The organism is Serratia sp. 3ACOL1 (assembly GCF_003668775.1).
In the GTDB taxonomy this organism is placed as follows: Bacteria; Pseudomonadota; Gammaproteobacteria; order Enterobacterales; family Enterobacteriaceae; genus Chania; species Chania fonticola.
The window spans coordinates 2,086,993-2,109,751 of record NZ_CP033055.1 but is presented as its reverse complement, the minus strand read 5'-3'; the positions used below and the strand labels follow the sequence as shown (position 1 = coordinate 2,109,751).

Below are 22,759 nucleotides of genomic sequence, written 5' to 3'. Positions count from 1 at the left end.
GATGAGCGCCATCGAAGTCAGACAGTTGGTTAAAAAGTTCAAAGGGCAGACCGTATTGCACGGTATCGATCTTGAGGTGAACGCGGGAGAAGTGGTGGCGATTATCGGGCCGAGTGGTTCCGGTAAGACGACCTTGTTACGCAGCATCAACCTGCTGGAGGTGCCGGATTCTGGCACTATCCGTGTCGGTGACATCTTGATCGACAGCGCTCGCCCGTTGAGCAAACAAAAAAATCAGGTACGGGCCCTGCGCCAGCAGGTGGGCTTTGTGTTTCAGAGCTTCAACCTGTTCCCCCACCGTTCGGTGTTGGAAAACATCATCGAAGGACCGGTGATCGTTAAAGGAGAGGCCAAGGCCAGCGCTGAAAAGCTGGCGCGTGTCCTGTTGGCAAAAGTGGGGCTGAGCGGTAAAGAGCAGGCTTACCCTAAACGTTTGTCCGGCGGCCAGCAGCAGCGCGTAGCCATTGCCAGGGCGTTAGCGATGCAGCCCGAGGTCATTTTGTTTGATGAACCTACCTCTGCGTTGGATCCTGAACTGGTTGGTGAAGTGCTCAATACCATTCGCGCCTTGGCAGAAGAGAAACGCACCATGGTGATCGTCACCCACGAAATGAGCTTTGCCCGTGATGTGGCCGATCGCGCCATTTTTATGGATCATGGCCGCATTGTCGAACAGGGGCCCGCGAAGGCGTTGTTTGCCAACCCGCAGCATCAGCGAACCAAGCAGTTTCTGGATAAGTTTCTCAATCAGTGAGTTTGTCAGGGGGCGATGCCCCCTTAACCTCGTTATCCTGCCTTTAACAACTCATTACGCGCTGCGGCGGCGAGAAATGCGCTGCGGCTGCCATAACCCGGGTGCTGCTGCACCAACGAATCAATACGGTTGAGCAACCTGTGGGGCAACGTGATATTGATGCGTTCTGCCCGGCCATCGAACTTGTCCATATTGATATCCACCAGTAACCACTGGCCGCCATTAAGGGCGTCGTTGCCCTGAGCCAGATGGAAGGACACTGCTTGTGGGCGTGGAATGGCCTGATTCTCTTCGCTCAATAATTCAAAGTGGGCATCCAGCGCGCTTTTGGCATCCTGGAAGGTCTGATCGAGACTGTCTCCGGCAAAGTAGCAGCCTGGCACATCGGGAAAAAAGCCGCTGGCGCTGCCATCGGGCTCGGCATGTATATAAGCGGGATAAAACATAGTGTTACCTCGTCATTGCGAAATGGTCTAGGAATTAAGCAACCCTGCATCCTTCATGATTTGCCGCAGCGTTCCCAATTTCACATCCTTATTGGGATGAGGCACGGTGATCACCAACGGTGAGTTGGGGTGTTTGAATTGATGGTGGCTGCCTTTGATCCGTTGTAAAACCCAACCATGGCTTTCGAGTCGTTTAATCAGTTCTGAACTTTTCACCTGTTCATTCCTTATAATACACACCATACACATTTATTGGCAAGGAGATGAATACGGTATCGGCTGACTTTTGTGCAGGCAATAAAAAACCCCGCGTCAATGCGGGGTTTGCGAAGAGGCTCGCAATTGGGGCTGCCATCTTCATTCTGCCAGGGCTTTTGGGATGTTCGTGGTGCTACTGGCTACTCAACAGAATCTATTAGTGAAAGGCAGAAGAGAATTCGCAGACCACTTCCTTAACGCTGCTAATCTTGCCAATGCCGCCAGCGGCGCCAGATACCGTGATCACCCCATATTGGTGGTCTCCGTCTAACATACCTGTCTTGATGATGCCCACTTCGCTCTCGCCGCGTCCCGCGCGGATACTCTCGGTGGCGATGACGCGAATATCTCCCGCCGGAGTATTAATTTCAACCAACTCCTCAGACTGAACGTCGACAATCGCTTGCTTGGTATTGAGGCTGGCAGGGGATTCAAACGTGGTGATAAAACGTGTGCCGACATAGATCCCGGCAGCTCCCATTGCCATGGCCGCCTTTGCGGTTTTCAGGTTATAGATACCTCCGGCGGCAATCACCGGGATTTTGACCACATCGGTGACCTGGGGCAGTAAAACCAGGGTGCTGATACGGTGTTCACTCAGGTGTCCTCCAGCCTCATGGCCGGTGACAATGATCGCATCCACCCCGATATTTTCCGCCATGATGGAGTTCTCAACCGTCGGTGAGATTTCGCGGTGAATAACGATAACTCCAGCCTCTTTCAGCCTGCGGATGTATGTTTCACCTTTGGTAATATCCTTACCGCTGGTTATGACGATGTTAATTTTTTCCTGCAGGATGACCTCCAGCAACGGCTCGGCGTATTTAAAACTGATATCGACTCCTTCGATGGGCAGGAGGTAATTAACGGCAAAGGGTTTATCCGTTAAGCTTCTGGTTTTCCTTATTTCCTGGCGGAAAGCCTCTACGGTCGCAACTATTCCGCCGTTGGCAACCTGGCGTCCGGCATTCGGGCCTAATACTCCCAGCCCCCCAGCGTTAGAGACCGCAGCGGCCAGTTCGGCAGAGTTCAGCCACACCATGGAGGCTTGGATAACCGGTGTTTCGATAGCTAATAAACTCTGTAATTTCATGATTCCATTCCTTAGTAAAGTTTTGCGTAGGACGATCCTTACAGGTTATGTAACAATCGTTATTTAATGACCATACGCGCAGAGTGGTGATGATGCAATCATATTTTGTAATGATCGTTATTTTAATTGGCGCCATGGTATAAACTGGGGCAATATTTTATAGTGATCGTTACATAAATGGTGTCACCAAGGCCCTGGAGCCCTATACATGAGAAAGGATCTACCGGAGCGGCCTGCACGTGGCAGGCCTAAAAAACTCGATCGCGACGATGTGCTGGAGAAGGCTATGGGGTTGTTCTGGCGCTTTGGTTATGAACCCACGTCGATGTCTCAACTGATTGAGGAAACAGGAACCAAACCTTCTTCGCTATACGCTGAGTTTGGTAGCAAGGAAGGCTTATTTTGTGCGGCGGTGGATAAGTATCTGGCCACTTACGGTCACGCCAGAGATGTGATCCTTGAACAGGACGATCTCCCTTTACCACAGGTAATTGAGCAGTTGCTGCGTACTTGCGTTGATTGGTTTACCGACACAGAGACTCCCGCCGGCTGCTTTATGGTTGTTGCCACTTTTGGGATGTCTGCTGAGGATGAGGCGTTATTTAACCAGCTTAGCCAGCCAAGAAATTCCGCAGAGAAAAAAATTGTCGAGTGCCTGGAACTGCGTGTTCGCCAGGGAGAACTGCCGGAAAACACCAACTGTGCTCTGTTGGGTAAGTACATTGCCAATGTCATCCAGGGCATGTCTGTGCAAGCCCGCAATGGCGCAACCCGAGAAGAGCTCTCTGGTTTGGTGGATATCTTTATGGATCAATGGCAAGCGATATCTGCATCCTGACGGCTTTTGAACTGCCATACCTCAGACAATAAAAAACCCCGCATTGCTGCGGGGTTGGTGGTGTCACTCGAATTTGGCGATTAACCGATAGTCATCAGGCTGGCGTTACCCCCGGCGGCAGCGGTGTTGACGCTTAATGAGCGTTCGATCAACAGGCGTTCCAACAGGATGTTGGTTTCACCGCGAGCGAAGCCCTGCACTGAGACAATAGCACCGCTACGTTGAGCAATCTGCTCACACAGGGTGCGCAGTTGATCGGCGTCGCCGTGATAGATGGCCGCATCAAACTCGACTTTATCCTGCGCCCAATCCTTGGTGAAACCGATCCGTGCCTGTACTGCGGCTGGCAAGCTGCGATACAGCGTACGCTGCAATTCTGCCTCCGGCCACAGCGCCTGGCTGCCAACCGCCAGCACGGCGGCCAACTGGTTCAACGCATCGGCGTTGTTGTCCGCGAGGCACAGCACGCGTTCGCGTGGCAACAGCGCGTAAGTGTTGCGTTCCCCGGTTGGGCCAGGCAGCGGACGTACGGTGCCACCCTGGCCCAGTTCAGCGTATTGTTGCGCCAGGACTGCCAACTCGCGATGGTTCTCCGCCACGGCCCATTGTTCCAAGGCCTGATGCGGCACAAGCAGCGTAGGGCGTACGGTGGCTTCCAGAGGACGCTCGTTATCCTGGCGATTCAGAGTACGCTGCACGGCATCCTGTGGACGGCTAGCTAGCAGGCGGTACAGATAGAGTGGACCACCGGCTTTCGGCCCGGTGCCAGACAATCCCTCGCCACCAAACGGCTGAACGCCTACCACTGCACCCACCATATTGCGGTTAACATACAGGTTACCGACCTTGGCATGATCGGTGACTCTAGCGATGGTTTCATCGATACGCGTATGGATACCCAGCGTCAGACCATAGCCTGAAGCATTGATCTGATCGACCAACGCGCCCAGATTGGCACGCTGGAAGCGAACGACGTGCAGCACCGGGCCAAAGATCTCTTTTTGCAGCTCGTCAAAGCTTTCCAGTTCGATCAGCGTTGGCTTCACAAAGGTGCCGCGAGCCCACTCTTTCTCATCATCTCCCAGGCTTTTTGCCGCCTGATAAACCTTGCGGCCTTTGGCTCGCATGGCCTGGATATGGCGTTCAATGCCGGTTTTGGCTTCGGCGTCGATCACCGGGCCAATGTCCGTAGACAGGCGTTCCGGGTTGCCCATCCGGCATTCGGCCATCGCCCCGCGCAGCATTTTCAGGGTGTGTTCTGCCACGTCTTCTTGCACGCACAGGATGCGCAGGGCAGAGCAACGCTGTCCGGCACTGTCGAAGGCGGAGGCCACGACGTCGGTCACCACCTGTTCGGTCAGGGCGGAAGAGTCGACGATCATCGCGTTCAAACCGCCGGTTTCGGCAATCAACGGGGTTGGGCGGCCTTGAGGATCCAGACGGCCTGCGATATTGCGTTGCAGAATGCCCGCAACGTCGGTAGAACCGGTGAACATCACGCCACGTACGCGGGCATCATTGACCAAGAGGGAACCGACGGTTTCACCCTGGCCAGGCAACAGTTGCAGCACACCCTGAGGAATGCCAGCCTCCAACAGGATGCGTACCGCCTGGGCGGCGACCAACGGCGTCTGTTCTGCCGGTTTTGCCAGCACGCTGTTTCCCGCGGCAAGGGCGGCGGCAACCTGGCCGGTGAAGATGGCCAGCGGGAAGTTCCACGGGCTGATACAGACTACCGGGCCTAACGGGCGATGGCTGTCGTTGGCGAAGTCGTCACGCACTTGGCCAGCGTAGTAATGCAGAAAATCAACCGCCTCACGGACTTCTGAGATGGCGTTATTGAAGGTTTTACCTGCCTCGCGCACCAGGATCCCCAGCAGGCTTTGCAGCTGGCTCTCCATCAGCTCTGCCGCGCGTTCTAAAATGGCGGCACGTTCGGAAGGTGGGGTAGCAAACCAGATCGGCCCAGCCGCGGCAGCGGAGTCTAATGCCCGGCTGACTTCACCTTCGGTGGCCTCACGCACATAGCCGACGATATCACCCGGTTCGGCTGGGTTGATCACCGGTTGTTCAACACCTTGATCCAACGGAGCATCAATAATCGGTTCGGCACGCCATTGTTGGCTTGCGCTGGTGAGCAGGGCGCTGGACAGTGAAGCCAATCGCTGTTCGTTAGCGAGATCCAGACCGCTGGAGTTAACGCGTTTTTCACCATATAGCTCACGCGGCAATGGAATGCGCGGATGTGGTAAACCTATGCGGCCTTCGCTAGCCGCCATGGCCTCGACCGCGCTGACCGGATCGGCTACCAACTCGTCGAGCGGCAGGGTGGCATCGGCGATACGGTTAACGAACGAGGTATTGGCACCATTCTCCAACAGACGGCGCACCAGATAGGCCAGCAGCGTTTCGTGCGTGCCGACCGGCGCATAAATACGGCAAGGGCGGTTCAGCTTGCCGTCGGCCACTTTGCCTACCACCTGCTCGTACAGTGGTTCACCCATGCCGTGCAGGCACTGGAATTCGTACTGGCCCGGATAGTAGTTATTGCCTGCCAGATGATAAATGGCGCTCAGGGTGTGGGCGTTGTGGGTAGCAAACTGCGGATAAATTAGGTTCGGCACCGCCAGCAGCTTGCGGGCGCAGGCCAGATAGGAAACGTCGGTATACACTTTGCGGGTATACACCGGGTAGCCTTCCAGGCCATCCATCTGGGCGCGCTTGATTTCGCTATCCCAGTAAGCGCCTTTAACCAGGCGGATCATCAGGCGACGGCGACTGCGGCTGGCCATATCGATCACCGCATCAATGGCAAACGGACAGCGCTTCTGGTAAGCCTGAATAACAAAGCCGATGCCGTTCCAACCGGCCAACTGCGGCTCAAAGCACAGCTTTTCCAGCAGATCGAGGGAGATCTCCAGCCGATCGGCCTCTTCGGCGTCGATATTGATGCCGATATCGTATTGGCGCGCCTGCAACGTCAGCGACAGCAAGCGTGGATACAGCTCTTCCATCACGCGATCGTACTGGGCGCGGCTGTAGCGTGGGTGCAGCGCTGAAAGTTTGATCGAGATGCCGGGGCCTTCATAGATGCCACGGCCATTGGAGGCTTTGCCGATAGCGTGGATTGCTTGCTGATAGGAAACCAGATAGGCCTGCGCATCGGCTTCAGTCAGTGCGGCTTCACCCAGCATGTCGTAGGAGTAGCGGAAACCTTTGTCTTCCAGCTTACGGGCATTGGCCAGCGCCTCGGCGATGGTTTCACCAGTCACAAACTGTTCGCCCATCAGGCGCATTGCCATATCGACCCCTTTGCGGATCAACGGCTCGCCGCGTTTACCGATGATGCGGTTCAGTGCGCTGGAGAGATTGGCTTCATTATGGGTAGACACCAGCTTGCCGGTAAACAGCAGGCCCCAGGTTGCGGCGTTGACGAACAGCGAAGGGCTGCGGCCAAGGTGGGAGTGCCAGTTGCCGTTGCTGATTTTGTCGCGGATTAACGCATCGCGCGTTGGCTTGTCTGGAATACGCAGCAGCGCTTCGGCCAGGCACATCAGAGCCACCCCTTCCTGAGAAGAGAGCGAGAACTCCTGCAGCAACCCTTGCACCATACCGGCACGGCCGTTGGCACTCTTCTGGTTACGCAGCTTTTCGGCAATGCCATAGGCCAGTTTATGGGTAGCCTGTGCCAGATCGGCGGGTAAACGCGCCTGTTCAAGCAGCATTGGCACCGCTTCGGTTTCCGGGCGGCGGTAGGCGGCGGTGATAGCCGCACGAGTGACGGACTGCGGCAGGATCTGTTCGGCAAACTCAAGGAAGGGTTGATGAGACTCTTCAGGCACCTGCGGCGCGACATCATCCGCTTCTATTTGACCGGCAACGGCAAGTGCTGGAATTTCTGGCAGATCGGAACCGCTCTCCAGACGTTCAAGATAATTGAAAATAGCCTGCTTGATTAACCAGTGTGGCGTGCGGTCAATTCGTTGTGCCGCGCTCTTGATGCGATCGCGGGTTGCTTCATCGAGCTTCACGCCCATTGTGGTAGTGCCCATGCCAATCCAGCTCCTGTATTTGGACCCCTCATAACCGGCTAGATTAGGGGCGATCCGTAGCGTAATTAGGTTGTTGATGCCGACAATATCCTGCATGTTGCAACTTTGTGCAACCTTGTTAAATGCACTCCATAACGAAGTGTGACTCCAATCGATTTTTTAACATCTTGAGTGCTACGGATTACGTGCACAGAAGTGGGGTTGTGGTGTGAACCTAGGTTATTTCCCTGTATTAATCAGGGTTAAGTAAGAGGTGCAACTCATTTCGGCTATGGCGAGTGCAACCTTAACAGCGAATAAATGTGACCTGGCGTGAGTTTCGTGTGACTTTTTTGTTAAATCTCTTGTTGGTTGTTGACTGCCTCAACTAGGATAGCCAGCGTTCAGACCATGATGGGTATAAACGCTGTTTATCCGCCACCATCGCAATGCGCCCCGTTCCGGCGCTTGGCGGGTGAAATTACTGACATAAAAATACCCGATAACTTTCAAGAGGCTGCTAACATACGGCGGCTTGAAAGGGAGAAGGGAATAAAAAGTGGAGAGTTTGAAATAATGAACACACCTATGCTGGTGACCTTCGTGGTCTACATCCTTGGGATGGTGGTGATCGGCCTGCTGGCCTATCGGGCGACCAACAACTTTGACGACTACATTCTGGGTGGCCGCAGTCTGGGCAGCGTGGTGACCGCGCTCTCTGCTGGGGCATCCGATATGAGCGGCTGGCTGCTGATGGGCCTGCCGGGTGCGATTTTCCTTTCCGGTATTTCGGAGAGCTGGATCGCCATCGGGCTGACCATTGGTGCCTACCTGAACTGGAAGCTGGTGGCAGGACGGTTACGCGTCCATACCGAAGCCAACAACAACGCCTTGACGCTGCCGGACTACTTCACCAGCCGTTTTGAAGATAACAGCAAACTGCTGCGGGTGATTTCCGCCATCGTGATCCTGGTGTTCTTCACCATCTATTGTGCTTCCGGCATTGTGGCCGGTGCGCGCCTGTTTGAAAGCACCTTCGGTATGACCTACGCCACCGCGCTGTGGGCCGGGGCAGCCGCCACCATCCTGTATACCTTTATCGGCGGGTTCCTGGCGGTCAGTTGGACCGATACCGTGCAGGCCAGCCTGATGATTTTTGCGCTGATCCTCACGCCGGTCATCGTCATCTTCGCCGTGGGCGGCATCGACAGTTCGATGCTGGTGATCGCGGCTAAAAACCCGGCCAATCTGGATATGATGAAAGGGCTGAATCTGGTGGCGATCCTGTCGTTGCTGGGCTGGGGCCTGGGCTACTTTGGTCAGCCGCATATTCTGGCGCGCTTTATGGCTGCGGATTCCCACCGCACCATCCGTAGCGCTCGCCGCATCAGTATGATCTGGATGATCCTCTGCCTGGCGGGGACCATTGCGGTTGGCTTCTTCGGCATCGCTTACTTTGCCAATAACCCGGATCAAGCGGGCAATGTGACGCAAAACGGCGAGCGGGTGTTTATCGAACTGGCCATGCTGCTGTTTAACCCATGGATTGCCGGGATCCTGCTGTCGGCTATTCTGGCGGCGGTGATGAGCACCCTGAGCTGTCAACTGCTGGTTTGTTCCAGTGCGATCACCGAAGACCTGTACAAAGCCTTCTTGCGCAAAGAGGCCAGCCAGCGTGAGCTGGTGTGGGTAGGGCGTGCGATGGTGCTGGTAGTGGCGCTGGTGGCGATTGCCCTGGCGGCTAACCCGGAGAACCGCGTGCTGGGTCTGGTAAGCTATGCCTGGGCCGGCTTTGGTGCCGCATTTGGCCCGGTGGTGCTGATCTCGGTGATGTGGTCGCGAATGACCCGTAACGGCGCGCTGGCCGGTATGCTTGTGGGGGCGATCACCGTGATCGTCTGGAAGCAGTTCGCCTGGCTGGGTCTGTATGAAATCATTCCTGGTTTTGTGTTTGGTTGTATCGCCATCGTGGTGGTCAGCCTGATGGGGCGCCAGCCTTCGGCAACCATCACCAAGCGTTTTGATATGGCAGAGGCCGAGTTCAAAACGGTCTAAATTCGTCTTAATCTCTCCCCGGTAATCGGGGAGAGATCCGCTTTCCCCATCACTCCTCTTACCAAGCTGTAACAACTAGCGACATTTGATTAATAAAAATCACACTTCCGCCTCTTGTTTTTCTTTTCAGTAGAATGATAATCACTATCGTTCTGGTTTACTTTTCTTTACATTGCCGCAGTCTGGTCGACCCAGCGCCCGCGGCTGACTACAAACGCCTTTTCAGGGGTTAATATTCTATGTTTGTTCCTTTCCTTATCATGTTCCGTGAGGGGTTGGAGGCTGCGCTGATCGTCAGTTTGATCGCCAGCTATCTGAAGCGGACTCAACGCGGTCAATGGCTTGGTGTGGTATGGATTGGAGTGATCGTCGCCGTTGCTCTGTGCCTGGCGTTAGGTATCTTCATCAATGAAACCACCGGCGAGTTTCCGCAAAAACAGCAAGAGCTGTTCGAAGGGCTGGTAGCGGTGGTGGCGGTGTGCATCCTGACCTATATGGTGTTCTGGATGCGCAAGGTTTCCCGCTCGGTGAAGGTGCATCTTGAAGGGGCGATTGATAACGCTCTCAACTCGGGTAAAAGACAAGGATGGGCATTGGTGGCGATGGTGTTTTTTGCCGTTGCCCGTGAAGGACTGGAGTCGGTGTTCTTTCTGTTGGCCGCGTTTCAGCAGGATGTGGGCATTGCCGCGCCAATCGGTGCGATGCTCGGCCTGGCGTGCGCCATCGTAGTGGGCATGCTGATCTATTGGGGCGGTATCAAATTGCACCTGGCCAAGTTCTTCAAATGGACCAGCCTGTTTATTCTGTTCGTGGCTGCGGGCCTGGCTGCCGGGGCGATCCGTGCCTTCCACGAGGCCGGATTGTGGAACCACTTCCAGGATATCGCGTTCGACCTCAGCAACCAGCTATCCACGCATTCACTGCTGGGCACCCTGTTAGAGGGAATGTTCGGCTATCAGGAAGCGCCATCGGTTAGCGAAGTGGCGGTCTATTTCCTGTATCTGATCCCTGCTCTGATTTTCTTTTTCCTGCCGCAGCGTACGGAGTCCTCAACGATCCCGGCGCAACGCAAGACACATCACTAATTTACTAGGGAATTCCGTATGTCTACTCCGTTATTTCGCCGCAAGGCATTGCATGCCGCATTACTGGCCGTTCCTGCTTTCGCGCTGAGCCTCAACGCGCTGGCGGCGGATATCCCTCAAGTTAAGGTGACCGTAAACGACAAACAGTGTGAGCCGATGCAGTTGACCCTGCCCGCCGGTAAAACCCAGTTTGTGGTGCATAACACCAGCCAGAAGAACCTGGAGTGGGAAATCCTCAAAGGCGTGATGGTGGTGGAAGAGCGCGAAAATATTGCGCCAGGTTTCACCCAAAAAATGACGGCAAACCTCGAACCGGGCGAATACGACATGACCTGTGGGCTGTTGAGCAACCCGAAAGGCAAGCTTGTCGTCACCGCTGCGGGTGCGGTAGCTGATGGCAAACCGAATGTGATGGATCTGGTTGGCCCGATTGCCGAATATAAAGTCTATGTCACCAAGGAAGTTGAAGGGCTGGTCAAGCAGACCAAGCTGTTTACTGATGCGATCAAAGCCGGTGATGTGGCCCAGGCCCGCAAGCTTTATGCGCCAACCCGTCAGCACTACGAGCGTATCGAACCGATTGCCGAGCTGTTCTCCGATCTGGACGGCAGCATTGACGCCCGTGAAGACGACTATGAGAAAAAAGCCGAAGATCCAAAATTCACCGGCTTCCACCGTCTGGAGAAAGCGCTGTTTGCCGATAACACCACCAAGGGCATGAATGAGTATGCCGATGGTCTGTATAAAGACACGCTGGAGTTGCAAAAACGCATCGGTGAACTGACCTTCCCGCCAAGCAAAGTGGTGGGCGGTGCTGCTGGCTTGATTGAAGAAGTGGCGGCCAGCAAGATCAGCGGTGAAGAGGATCGCTACAGCCGTACCGACCTGTGGGATTTCCAGGCCAACGTCGATGGCGCCCAGAAGATTGTGAACCTGTTGCGTCCGCTGTTGGAAAAGGCCAACCAGCCACTGCTGGCGAAGATTGACGCCAACTTTAAAACCGTCGATACCATCCTGGCTAAATACAAGACCGCAGAGGGTTATGAGTCTTACGAGAAGCTGACCACCGCGGATCGTAATGCGATGAAAGGGCCGATCACTACGCTGGCAGAAGACCTGTCACAGCTGCGTGGCGTGCTGGGTCTGGATTAAGGCTGAGCATGATGAACAACAAGACCGGCCCGCAAAACGGGCCGTTTCCTCAAGATGAGCAGGCCGCTTCGCCTTCGCGCAGGCGGTTGTTGCAGGGTTTGGGCATGATGGGCGGTGCTCTGGCGTTGGCGGGGCCATCCCTGGCGCGGGCTGCAGAAGAGCCGCTGGCTACCTCGCAGGACGAACGCTGGCAAAAACAACCGTTCTACGGCCAGCACCAAGCCGGTATTTTGACGCCGCAGCAAGCGGCCATGATGCTGGTGGCTTTCGACGTGTTGGCGACCAACAAACAGGATCTTGAACGGCTATTTCGGCTGTTAACCAGCCGTATCGCGTTCCTCACCAGCGGCGGTAAGGCATCGGAGGTCGATCCCAAGCTGCCACCGTTGGATTCGGGCATTATGGGGCCGGAAATTTACCCTGATAACCTGACCATCACCGTTTCCGTTGGCACTTCGCTGTTTGATGAGCGCTTTGGCTTACAGGCGCAGAAACCGCTGCATCTGCAAACCATGACGCGTTTCCCCAACGATTCACTCGATGCTGCCCTGTGTCATGGTGACTTGTTGCTGCAAATCTGTGCCAATACCAATGAAACGGTGATCCACGCGCTGCGCGATATCATCAAGCATTCGCCAGACTTGCTCAGCGTGTGCTGGAAGCGGGAAGGTTTTATCTCGGCACACTCGGCCCGTAGCCGGGGCAAAGAGACGCCAATTAACCTGCTGGGCTTCAAAGACGGCACCGCCAACCCAAAAACCAGCGATAAGCCGTTAATGGATCAGGTGGTATGGGTCGGTGATAAAGCGGGAGAACCTGCGTGGGCCGTTGGCGGTAGCTATCAGGCTGCGCGTATTATTCGTTTCCACGTCGAATTTTGGGATCGGACGCCGTTGCAGGAGCAGCAAACCATCTTTGGCCGCGAAAAGCACAGTGGTGCGCCGTTGGGGATGAAGCACGAGCATGACGAACCGGACTATGCCAAAGACCCGGAAGGTAAGCTGATCCGTATGGATGCCCATATTCGGTTGGCCAACCCGCGTACGCCACAAACCCAGAGCAACCTGATGCTGCGCCGTGGTTACAGCTATTCGCTGGGCGTTTCCAATTCGGGTCAGTTGGAAATGGGATTGCTGTTTGTCTGTTACCAGGCAGACTTGGAACAGGGTTTCCTGACGGTGCAGAAACGATTGAACGGTGAGGCGCTGGAGGAATACGTCAAGCCTATCGGTGGCGGCTATTTCTTTGTGTTACCGGGCGTCAAGACGAGTGGCGATTATTTGGCCAGTAGTTTGTTGCAAGCTTGAGACGCTAAAGTTGTTAGTTGGACAGAGAAGCGCAGCGCAAAGGCTGCGCTTTTTTATGTGCTCAATTTTTAATCCGGCAACCTAAATGTCATTCGCCGGAGTTAATATCAATGTGTTGATATTTAACAATAAAATAATTTAATGCCGAGGCGGTTATGCTTTGATATAGTGGTGTTGCAGCGGGTTGAAACAAAAAATATTAATTTTTTTTACATTTTAGCAACGCAGCGCGGTTGAATGTCATTATACTGTAATCATCTGGCGGTAGTTTTCACACGGTGCACAGCTCAATGCTGTAAATATCACTGCGGGGATCGCTAATGGTAAAGTCCTTGGTTGGGCTACAAACAACAAATAACATACCTTCACTGATTTCTCGTTGTAACGAGGGCTCTCTCTACGACTCTCAATTTCTGACCGACTCTTGGCTTTCCTTTCGCATTAATCCGGCTGACACACACTCCTGTTTTGTACCAATCTCGTTGTTCTGTGAAAAAGAGCCGCGCCTTTTGGCGGCTAGGTGTTCACGTCATTCTATGGCTTTAAAGGGGGCCACAACCTGATACGTGTGTAACATAATCGCTCGGTGTTTGCTGCCCTGCGGTAGGTGAAACAAACTGTAAGGTGCCACTATGGGAAGACAGAAAGCAGTGATCAAAGCACGTCGTGAAGCCAAACGCGTCATTCGTCGTGACGCTCGTAGTCATCGCCAGCGTGAAGAAGAAAGCGTGACCTCGCTGGTACAAATGGGTGGTGTGGAATCTATCGGCATGGCTCGTGACAGCCGGGATACTTCTACCATCGAGGCTAGAACCGAAGCTCAAGGTCATTACTTATCAGCCATAGAAAACAAGCTGTTGATATTTGCCACTGGTGAGGCCGGTTGCGGTAAAACCTTCATCAGTGCAGCCAAGGCAGCTGAAGCCCTGATACATAAAGAGGTGGATCGGATTATCGTCACTCGTCCGGTTCTGCAGGCGGATGAAGATCTCGGCTTTTTGCCGGGGGATATCTCTGAGAAGTTCGCCCCTTATTTCCGGCCGGTGTATGACATTCTGCTACGCCGTTTAGGATCGTCGTTCTTGCAATACTGCCTGCGCCCGGAAATTGGCAAGGTAGAGATCGCGCCTTTCGCCTATATGCGCGGGCGTACCTTCGAAAATGCGGTAGTCATCCTGGATGAGGCCCAGAACGTGACGGCCAGCCAGATGAAGATGTTTTTGACCCGTCTGGGCGAGAACGTCACGGTGATCGTTAACGGCGATATTACCCAATGCGATTTGCCACGCGGCGTGAAATCCGGCCTTAGCGATGCGCTGGAGCGCTTCGAAGAGGACGAGATGGTCGGCATCATTCGTTTCGACAAACAGGACTGTGTGCGCTCTGCCTTGTGCCAGCGCACGCTTAATGCTTACGATTAATTTGTCTGAAAGCTTGCAAAAGGCCACTTCGGTGGCCTTTTTAATGCCCCGAACATTTTGTAATCCGTAGTTTACTGATGAAACGAAATTTATATTTGGTTGGGCCTTCTTAGAAACGATGAAACTTACAGATCAAGACCCAAATTTAAATGAGTACATTGTTCGCCAGTGTGGAATTTTACCGTTGAGGGGCGTGTAATCGATAGCGAATAAAATGAACGCCGTCATATTCAATGTCACCATCAAACTGAAATCCCAGCCGAAATATCGCTTTAATTTTCAATCGTGTTGGGGGAAGCAGGATTGTGATTGACTTGAGCCCCATCTCATTGAAAGCATAAGCTAAAATTTTGTCATAGATTTTTTTCCCGAGCCCCCAATGGTCAGGATGCAGCACTAAAGCCAAGTCAGCATCTCCGTTTTCGTATTGCAAGCCTCCCCAACCGACAAATTTGTCGCTTACTGTAAAAGCCCATGGCCCATATCCGTACTCATCCCATTGGGATTCTTTGCCTTTTACCCATTCCAGACATTCAGCATCGCCAAAACTCGAATTACCCAAGGGCATTTGTAGTAAAACCAATGGGTTAGTGTTTATGGCAATAATTTCGCTTCGATCGATATTGCTAAGGCGTTTAAACACAATATCCATTACTAACTCTTTGTATATGTGGTAGAAACTATGGTGTGCTGGTGGCCAGCAGTGCATGGGATGATACCAATAAAGCTGCGCCATTGCGGCCAATTTGAGTACAATAAATCGCAGGATCACTAAGGAATAATATTATGGACGATATTCAGCGCTGGCGGTCCAGCGTAGGGAAAACGTGGTTACTGGGCGCGATGCTGCTGGTGGGGAGTTTTACTGCCTCGGTAAATGCAACGACCCCAGAGAACTACCATCAGGTCTCGCCAGAACTCTACCGCTCCTCTCAGCCATCCGCTGCCCAGATGCAAACGCTCGAGCAGCAGGGCATTAAAACCGTACTCAGTTTACGCCAGTGGCATGACCGACAGCGAAGCCAGAGGCACAGACCTGCTTCTGCGCCGGGTGGCGATCAATGCCGCCGTAATTAATGACGACATCGTGGTTGCAGCACTCAGAGAAATTCGTTTTGCCCTGAAACCGGTGTTGGTTCACTGCTGGCACGGCAGCGATCGTACCGGGCTGGTGGTGGCAATGTATCGCCTGGTGTTTGAAAATGCGGATAAGCCTGCGGTGCTGGCCGAATTGAGAAAGCCGGAGCATGGCTATCATGAAAAATATTATGCCGGGATTGCGCGCTATATTGGTGATGTCGATGTCAGCAAGATACGGCAGCGGGTATTTGCCGATAACTTCACCAAGGGGAAGTGATTTGCTAGCAAAGGGTGGGGCATTGGCTACGGCGATCGTCCCCTCACCCTAACCCTCTCCCACAGGGAGAGGGGACTGGCCGTGCTACCAATTGGCCGCTTTACCGGTTTACAACACCGTATCGATTTCCTTCGTGAATAAGCTGCAGATTGCTTCCTATAACTAAATACGGCACCGTATCAATTCCTCAGCCCACAGGGAGAGGGGACCTACCGTGCCACAGATTAGCTCTTGCACCCAATTTCTGTACTGGATTAACGCCCCCTGTTCTGACCTAGTCAAAATGCCCCCTCTCCAAACACAGCACCGTTGCAGCTCCCTCGCCCTGCGGGAGAGGGTTGGGGTGAGGGGAGTCTCGATTGCCTGACCGATAATCCGGTATCTCTCCCCGTGTGTTCATTTACTCCACCCAATCCGACTCTGCTAAATCGTTAGCTCCCTCCTAGCGTAAATCCCATTCTCGTTTAAGCTTTGTGTAAATTTTTGCGGCTTTTTGTATAGAATTTTAGTTTCAATAACGTTAACTATTGGTGTCTTGTGGCCGTTAAACCGATCTTAACGGAGCTAAGGGAATTGTTGGGTTGTGTGCCGTGCTTGGCATACTGATGGTCGTATTTTGGGGTTCTGAAGTCATCATGAAATATATCATTCTGATTTTATTGGTTTTGTGCGTTATTTACATTCATTTTCGTGGCCGTGTTCGCTATCCTTTTTGGCGTCAGCTTTCCGACCATTCCACCTTTACCGCACCGCTGAACGTGTTTATGTACCTGTTCTCACGGGTGCCGACCACGCCTTACCTGCAACCGGAGCAGTTCCCCGATCTCATTATCCTGCGTGACAACTGGCAGACCATTCGTGAAGAAGGGCAGCAACTGATGGAGATCCAGCAAATCAAGGCGTCGGATAAATTTAACGACGCCGGATTCAACTCCTTCTTCAAAACCGGCTGGAAGCGCTTTTATCTGAAGTGGTATGAGGATAACCATCCTTCGGCAATGGCGTTATGCCCACAAACCACAGCGCTGTTACGCAGCCTGCCTTCGGTGAAGGCCGCGATGTTTGCCGAATTACCTCATGGCAGCCGCTTGCCACGCCACCGTGACCCTTATGCCGGTTCGTTGCGCTATCACCTTGGGCTGATCACCCCGAATGACGACCGCTGCTTTATCGAAGTGGATGGCGAACGCTACAGTTGGCGCGATGGTGAAGGGGTGATGTTCGATGAAACCTATCTGCACTATGCCGAAAACCAGAGCGGGGAAAACCGTCTGATCCTGTTTTGCGACATCGAGCGGCCGATGCGTTACCGTTGGGCGCAGGCGGTGAATCACTGGTTGGGGCGTAATTTGATGAGTGCTGCGACAGCACCGAATGAAGAGGGCGATCGTACCGGCGGCGTCAATCGGCTGTTCAAATATATCTATGCCGTGCGTAAGGTTGGCAAGCGATTAAAAGCCTGGAACAAGACGGGGTACTACATTATCAAATGGTTGCTGTTTGGCGGGATTGCAGCACTGATTTTCTTTGCACTATAAATAGAACGGGGCGCAAATAATGCGCCCCGTTGATGTTTTGTAACCACCCGGTATCAGGCAAATATCGTCATCATATAAGCGGCAAACAGCGCCAGGTGCGCGGTGCCGTTTAACACGTTGGTTCTGCCGGTAGAGAACGAGATATGGCACAATATCAACACCGTCAGCATCACTACCATATGCGGTGCCTGCAGGCCGAAGATTAGCGTCTGGCCCGTCAGGGTGGCAATAATCGTTACCGCTGGCACCGTCAGTGAAATGGTCGCCAGCACCGAGCCGAAGAACAGGTTCATGGCGCGCTGCACCTGATTGTTCAACACCGCGCGCAGAGCACCCAGCCCTTCTGGGGACAGGATCAGCAACGCAACCAGGAAACCGGTGAACTGCGTTGGTGCGTTCAGCTTGGTGAGCAAGCCTTCAAGCGGGTTGGCGTTGAATTTGGTTACGGCAATTACCGCGACCAGATGCACGATCAACCAAGAGGCATGCCACAGGCTGCTGTGGGACGAGGGTTTACCGTGGTGTGGGTCGCCATCGTCATCTTCGTGTTCATAAACAAACAGGCTCTGGTGGGTTTTGGTCTGGATCAGCAGGAACACGCCGTACATTGCCGCTGAGATGGCCGCAACCAGCAGTGACTGGCCCACGCTGAAGTTGCCCCCAGGCAAGGCGCTTGGCAACACCAGCACGATCACCGCCAGTGGGAGGATCGCCATCAGGTACTGTTTGATACCGCCAAGGTTAACGTACTGGGTAGCAAACTTGCGCCCGCCGAGCAGCAGGGCAACCCCAACCAGTCCGGCAGTCACAATCATGATAATTGAATACAGTGTGTCACGCATCAGGGCCGGGGCCGCGTCGCCGGTTGCCATCAGTGCCGAAATCAGGCTCACTTCCAGGATCACTACCGACAGGCTGAGGATCAGCGAGCCGTAGGGTTCACCCAGGCGGTGGGCCAGTACGTCGGCATGGCGTACCACGCTGAAAGCACTGCTGAGGATACCGACCAGGGCAATAATGTTGATGGCCACAATCAGTGGGAAACTGCTGGTACCGCTCCATAAGTTGAGCACAACCAGCGCGGCGATAGGGAAAATCAGGGAATACTCTGTGTGGCGAGATTTGGATCGGCCAGGATCGTTGTGCGACTTCATTACGGTACATCTCCTTCTCAAACTGCGTGGCCCGTCATCGCTGTTCACCTGCAGATAGGGTCAGCGTATCCAGAAAGTTGTTAATAATAATAGGATACACTCTGCGCATGACGCCGAGTAATAATGTGATGTTGTGTTTAGTTTTTAGAAAGCAAAACTTTGCTTTATGCGATAAGAGTAACAAAAAAACCGCATTTGATGCGGTTTTTTTTACTTACTTTTACGTTAAACACCAGGCATTACTTGTTAAACGTCTATAAATGGGGCTTAACCGGCATTTTCAACGGAAAATAAGGCAGATAATGGCGATCAGGAGTCAATGTTATCCATGATATCGTGCCTTTTCTGGTGGTAACCCTCCTCATTTAACCCTTCACGCCAGTAAGGCACTGCATAAAGCTGATTACGCTCACATTGGCGCTCCCGGCGCAGGTAACGACGCAGTTCGACCACCAGACGATCCTCACCTGCCAGCCAGAACTGGGTGCCGCTTTGCGGCAGTGGCAAGGCGCAGAATTGCGTGATGAGATCGGCCGTTTTCTCCGTGCCTCCAATGATCCAGCTTAGTTCAACACCGGCAGGTTTTTGCAGATTGATAACGTCCGCAGGGGTATCGACACGGATAAAAGCGTGGCCTTCGCTACGTGCTGGCAAGTTTTCCAGCAGTGCGGCGATGGCCGGTAACGATGAAGGATCGCCTGCCAGGCAGTAAAAGTCGGCTTCTGGCAACATTGGCTTGGGGCCGCCAGGGTTGCTGATACCAATTTTATCCCCCGGCTTGGCCTGACGTGCAAAGTTCACCGCTGGCCCGCTGTGGTCGTGCAGGGCAAACTCAATATCAATCTCACCCTGTTGCGGGCGAACGGCTCGAATAGAGTAGGTGCGAATTAGTGGACGTACGGCATCGGCGGCCCATACCGGGCCCTTCTCGGTGAGCGTGGGCAGGTCTGGTTGCGTTTGGCCTGCGAGCGGCAAGAACACTTTGATATGCGCTGCGGCGGCTTCTGCCGGGTAATAATGCAGGTCTGGCGCGCTGAAGGTGATACGGCGCAGGTGCGGCGTGATGTCGCGTAAGCGGGCAACTTCGATCAAATAGGGGGCGCGGCTGCGTGGGGTTTCGGTTGTCACAGGACTCTCCTTTATCATTCTGCGGCCAGTATATCACGCCATTTGATAATGAGAATTGTTTGCTGATTGGCATGGCACATCAGGGCAAGCGGCGTGATCCGCCCGGATTGTATTTTTTTGCGGTTAAAACGCTGAGCTCTGTTAACAAAACGCAGGGGAAGAGTAAAGTTCTACGTCTATAATTATTATTGCTTCTGGGTACAAATACTTTTTCACATTAAATATGCCTGGAAACTTGATTGAGAGGTCAGAAAAGAATATGGTCATTTATACCCGTCGTCTTTCAAGTTGCAGCGTTGTTATCTGCACTTACCCACCCCAGTCACTTACCCAAAAGTAAGCTCCTGAGGATGAGTAAGCTTGTTGCCTAGCTGCAACTTGAAATCCATAGGGTATATATTTTTGCTGGGCGGTGGAAATAAACACGCCCCGCATCCCAAAAAAGAAATTGCATACACAGTGGCGAAGGGTTTAGGGCAATCCTATTCCCAGGAGGTTGTATTAGGTGTTAACTCGAGATTTTCTGCAAAAAGCAGACTGCAAAACGGCATTCGGCACGATCGAAGAGTCGCTGTTGCTGACACCGGAACAGCGCTCGGCCTCACTGACATGTACACTCTCCAGACGGCCGGATAATAGCCCGGTATGGGTTTTTGGCTATGGATCACTGATGTGGAACCCGGTATTTGAATCCGAAGAGGTGCGCCCGGCGACGCTGCAAGGTTGGCATCGGGCATTTTGCCTGCGTTTGACCGCCGGACGGGGCACGCTGCATCAACCCGGGCGCATGCTGGCTCTGCAGGAAGGGGGGCAAACCACCGGTCTGGCCTTCCGCCTGCCGGAAGATAAACTGCGTGAAGAGCTGGAACTACTGTGGAAGCGTGAGATGATCACCGGTTGCTATCTGCCAACCTGGTGTGACCTGACGCTGGACGACGGCAGCGTCGTTACCGCCTTGGTATTTGTGATGAACCCGCAGCATCCGCTATTTGAAGCGGATACCAGCCATCAGGTGATCGCTCCGTTGATCGCCAGCGCCAGCGGCCCGTTGGGCACCAATGCGCAGTATCTGTTTGCCTTGGACAACGAGCTGAAAAATCACGGCATGAAGGATGACTGCATTGGCGATCTGGTCGGCTATGTCCGTCAGTGGCTGCAACAAAACACCTCAGGGCCAATAGGTGGCGAAGCCACGGCCTAACCCTCAGTTACCTTCGGGGCGTCGTATTGCGCGCCCCAAATGTCTAAACAACCCTCGCGTTGATATATCTTATCCCTCTAGGTAATAACTTTTTCTGCATAGCTTGTTTAACCATAGTATTCTGATGGTTATTTATCTCATTAATTTTAAAGCTATTTGTAATTTTAAGAAAAGCGGTGGTGAATTTTTAATGCTAAAAAATGCACTTAGCATTAAAAGCTATAAGTAAAGATTATTCCTTATTTGTTCTGTCTGCGCAGACTCCGTATCAATATTGTTAACGATTTTGGAGAGAGAAGGGGACGGAATGAATTTTCAGCAATTAAAAATCATTCGTGAGTCAGCGCGTTGCAACTACAACCTGACTGACGTCGCGAATGCATTATTTACCTCACAGTCTGGGGTTAGCCGTCATATTCGCGAGCTGGAAGAAGAGCTGGGGATTGAGATATTTATCCGCCGTGGCAAACGGTTATTAGGCATGACCGAACCGGGCAAAGAGCTGTTGGTGGTCGCGGAGCGTATCCTCAATGATGCCAATAATATCCGCCGTCTGGCCGATGTGTTCAGCAGTAAAGACGCGGGCCAACTGCATATTGCCACCACCCATACCCAGGCTCGCTACAGCCTACCGGGGGTGATTAAGGAGTTTCGGGCGCTGTATCCGCAGGTGCGCGTGGTGCTTAATCAGGGGAGCCCGGAGGAGATTGCCGCCATGCTGGCCTGCGGCGAAGCGGATATCGGTATCGCCAGTGAACGCCTGATGAGCGAAGAGTCGTTGGCCGCTTTTCCCTATTACCGCTGGAACCATGCGATCCTGGTTCCGGAAGGCCACGAGTTGACACGCCAACCGCTGGTCACGTTGGAGATGCTCAGTACGCTGCCGTTGATTACCTACCGCCAGGGTATCACCGGGCGCTCGCGGCTGGATGCGGCATTTAAAGCTGCGGGGCTGACGCCGGATATCGCGCTAAGTGCCCAGGATTCTGACGTCATCAAAACCTATGTTGAATTGGGGCTGGGTGTGGGCATTCTGGCGGATATGTCGTTTGAAAAAGAGCGCGATCGTGGGCTGGTCAGTCTCAATGCCGAACATTTGTTTGAGCCTAATACCGTCTGGTTGGGCCTGAAACGCGGTCAGTTACAACGTAACTATACCTGGCAGTTTATCCAGCTATGTAATCCCACCTTGTCACTCACGGAAATTAAAGAGAAAGTGTTCTCCGATCAGTTGGAACAGGTTATCGATTATCAGATCTGAGGCGGTAATGCGCTGGCATGGTGCAAAGTGCGCCATATCACTGTGCAATAGTGAGGGGTGGATTACAGTTTGCACGGCAATAACCTTCTAAAATCTGTGGCTTGGCAAACTGGCATGCAAGCTGCTTACTTTAAAGGCGGAAACGTTGAGTATCCGCGATGAATTTCAACAGGCGTCCGTGCAGCACGTTTGCCCCAATGGTGGAATGTGCTGTTCGGACGTCTTTTTTATCGCTGGTTATGCCCCTTGTTTAAATCCCCGATTACAGGTTTTTCCGATGGCTTCTTTTTGCCGATCGCTTACCCTATGGCTTCAGGTTGCATTATGCTGTGCGGCAGGTTTTTTCTTCCTGCCGGAACGGTAGTGTCAACGAGGTGGGTTTGCCATGCGGCAAGGAAGGCGAAGGGCAAACGTGGTTATGAGCAAGGTTATTCAGCAAAAGATGTCACAGTTGTTATCCAGCACGCGCTTACTCGGGTTATTAGCACTACCGGTGATAATGTTTAACGCCCAGGCGGAAGCTCCCCCGGCAGTGGTTGGCGTGCCTGACGCCCAGGCTGAGGCACCTGTTGCAGCGAAAAGCGTAGCTGAGGCTACGGAGGAAACTCCTTCGGTTGGGACGAGCGTGATTGACGATCTGACTAAAGCGCCCCCGACAGCAACAGCAGAAACACAGCCGG

At 53.3% G+C, this 22,759-nt stretch carries 19 protein-coding genes; 12 read left to right on the top strand and 7 right to left on the bottom strand.

Annotated elements, in window-relative coordinates; genetic code table 11:
• Window position 1: 1 nt before the first annotated feature.
• Window positions 2-754, top strand: a complete 753-nt coding sequence (tcyN, locus tag D9980_RS09705; RefSeq protein WP_021805696.1) for an L-cystine ABC transporter ATP-binding protein TcyN — start codon at window positions 2-4, stop codon at window positions 752-754.
• 32 nt (window positions 755-786) lie between these two features.
• Here tcyN and D9980_RS09700 read toward each other — a convergent pair whose 3' ends face one another.
• From D9980_RS09700 to D9980_RS09690, 3 genes are all read right to left on the bottom strand, one after another.
• A complete protein-coding gene (locus D9980_RS09700) occupies window positions 787-1,200 on the bottom strand; it encodes a type II toxin-antitoxin system HicB family antitoxin (RefSeq protein WP_065684215.1) in 414 nt (137 codons plus the stop codon).
• Window positions 1,201-1,227: 27 nt separating this feature from the next.
• Complete coding sequence (locus D9980_RS09695; RefSeq protein WP_121607152.1) at window positions 1,228-1,416, bottom strand: type II toxin-antitoxin system HicA family toxin; 189 nt, start codon at window positions 1,414-1,416, stop codon at window positions 1,228-1,230.
• Window positions 1,417-1,615: 199 nt separating this feature from the next.
• Window positions 1,616-2,551: a nitronate monooxygenase family protein gene (locus D9980_RS09690; RefSeq protein WP_121607151.1), complete on the bottom strand. Its 936-nt coding sequence runs from the start codon at window positions 2,549-2,551 to the stop codon at window positions 1,616-1,618.
• Window positions 2,552-2,759: 208 nt separating this feature from the next.
• Between D9980_RS09690 and D9980_RS09685 the strand changes: the two genes are divergently transcribed.
• Window positions 2,760-3,389, top strand: coding sequence for a TetR/AcrR family transcriptional regulator (locus D9980_RS09685; protein ID WP_071680877.1), 630 nt, complete (start codon window positions 2,760-2,762; stop codon window positions 3,387-3,389).
• Between the two features lie 80 nt (window positions 3,390-3,469).
• Here D9980_RS09685 and putA read toward each other — a convergent pair whose 3' ends face one another.
• Entirely contained in the window at window positions 3,470-7,441 is a 3,972-nt protein-coding gene (putA, locus tag D9980_RS09680; protein ID WP_121607150.1) for a trifunctional transcriptional regulator/proline dehydrogenase/L-glutamate gamma-semialdehyde dehydrogenase, read from the bottom strand.
• A gap of 555 nt (window positions 7,442-7,996) precedes the next feature.
• On the opposite strand from putA, the gene putP reads away from it, so the two are divergent.
• The 5 genes from putP to phoH all read left to right on the top strand — a co-directional run bounded on the left by putP (window position 7,997) and on the right by phoH (window position 14,440).
• A complete protein-coding gene (gene putP / locus D9980_RS09675) occupies window positions 7,997-9,475 on the top strand; it encodes a sodium/proline symporter PutP (RefSeq protein ID WP_099049939.1) in 1,479 nt (492 codons plus the stop codon).
• A 239-nt stretch (window positions 9,476-9,714) separates the two neighbouring features.
• Window positions 9,715-10,560 (top strand): iron uptake transporter permease EfeU, encoded by an 846-nt coding sequence (efeU, locus tag D9980_RS09670; RefSeq protein WP_024485638.1) that lies wholly within the window; start codon window positions 9,715-9,717, stop codon window positions 10,558-10,560.
• Window positions 10,561-10,578: 18 nt separating this feature from the next.
• Window positions 10,579-11,712 carry an iron uptake system protein EfeO gene (gene efeO, locus D9980_RS09665; RefSeq protein WP_121607149.1) on the top strand — a complete coding sequence of 378 codons (1,134 nt, stop codon included), beginning with the start codon at window positions 10,579-10,581 and terminating at the stop codon, window positions 11,710-11,712.
• Window positions 11,713-11,723: 11 nt separating this feature from the next.
• Window positions 11,724-13,019 carry an iron uptake transporter deferrochelatase/peroxidase subunit gene (efeB, locus tag D9980_RS09660; RefSeq protein WP_121607148.1) on the top strand — a complete coding sequence of 432 codons (1,296 nt, stop codon included), beginning with the start codon at window positions 11,724-11,726 and terminating at the stop codon, window positions 13,017-13,019.
• A 632-nt stretch (window positions 13,020-13,651) separates the two neighbouring features.
• Window positions 13,652-14,440 (top strand): phosphate starvation-inducible protein PhoH, encoded by a 789-nt coding sequence (gene phoH / locus D9980_RS09655; protein ID WP_021180979.1) that lies wholly within the window; start codon window positions 13,652-13,654, stop codon window positions 14,438-14,440.
• Between the two features lie 178 nt (window positions 14,441-14,618).
• On the opposite strand, the gene D9980_RS09650 is transcribed toward phoH, so the two are convergent.
• Window positions 14,619-15,092 (bottom strand): GNAT family N-acetyltransferase, encoded by a 474-nt coding sequence (locus D9980_RS09650; RefSeq protein WP_121607147.1) that lies wholly within the window; start codon window positions 15,090-15,092, stop codon window positions 14,619-14,621.
• A gap of 134 nt (window positions 15,093-15,226) precedes the next feature.
• On the opposite strand from D9980_RS09650, the gene D9980_RS26665 reads away from it, so the two are divergent.
• The 3 genes from D9980_RS26665 (at window position 15,227) to lpxO (ending at window position 17,335) form a co-directional block, all read left to right on the top strand.
• On the top strand, window positions 15,227-15,517 hold the full coding sequence (locus D9980_RS26665) for a dual specificity protein phosphatase family protein (protein WP_162304250.1): 291 nt from the start codon (window positions 15,227-15,229) through the stop codon (window positions 15,515-15,517).
• Window positions 15,447-15,797: a tyrosine-protein phosphatase gene (locus D9980_RS09645; protein WP_121607146.1), complete on the top strand. Its 351-nt coding sequence runs from the start codon at window positions 15,447-15,449 to the stop codon at window positions 15,795-15,797. Before D9980_RS26665 ends, D9980_RS09645 begins: the two co-directional genes overlap by 71 nt.
• A gap of 635 nt (window positions 15,798-16,432) precedes the next feature.
• Window positions 16,433-17,335 carry a lipid A hydroxylase LpxO gene (gene lpxO, locus D9980_RS09640; RefSeq protein WP_024485633.1) on the top strand — a complete coding sequence of 301 codons (903 nt, stop codon included), beginning with the start codon at window positions 16,433-16,435 and terminating at the stop codon, window positions 17,333-17,335.
• A gap of 53 nt (window positions 17,336-17,388) precedes the next feature.
• Here the strand turns inward: lpxO and chaA are convergent, their stop codons facing one another.
• Together chaA and D9980_RS09630 are read right to left on the bottom strand one after the other, a co-directional pair.
• Window positions 17,389-18,489, bottom strand: coding sequence for a sodium-potassium/proton antiporter ChaA (gene chaA, locus D9980_RS09635; RefSeq protein ID WP_024485632.1), 1,101 nt, complete (start codon window positions 18,487-18,489; stop codon window positions 17,389-17,391).
• Between the two features lie 309 nt (window positions 18,490-18,798).
• Window positions 18,799-19,617, bottom strand: coding sequence for a siderophore-interacting protein (locus tag D9980_RS09630; RefSeq protein ID WP_024485631.1), 819 nt, complete (start codon window positions 19,615-19,617; stop codon window positions 18,799-18,801).
• A 505-nt stretch (window positions 19,618-20,122) separates the two neighbouring features.
• On the opposite strand from D9980_RS09630, the gene D9980_RS09625 reads away from it, so the two are divergent.
• Both D9980_RS09625 and cbl read left to right on the top strand, forming a co-directional pair.
• Entirely contained in the window at window positions 20,123-20,818 is a 696-nt protein-coding gene (locus D9980_RS09625; RefSeq protein ID WP_121607145.1) for a gamma-glutamylcyclotransferase, read from the top strand.
• Between the two features lie 307 nt (window positions 20,819-21,125).
• Complete coding sequence (cbl, locus tag D9980_RS09620) at window positions 21,126-22,079, top strand: HTH-type transcriptional regulator Cbl (RefSeq protein WP_024485629.1); 954 nt, start codon at window positions 21,126-21,128, stop codon at window positions 22,077-22,079.
• The last annotated feature ends 680 nt before the right edge of the window (window positions 22,080-22,759 follow it).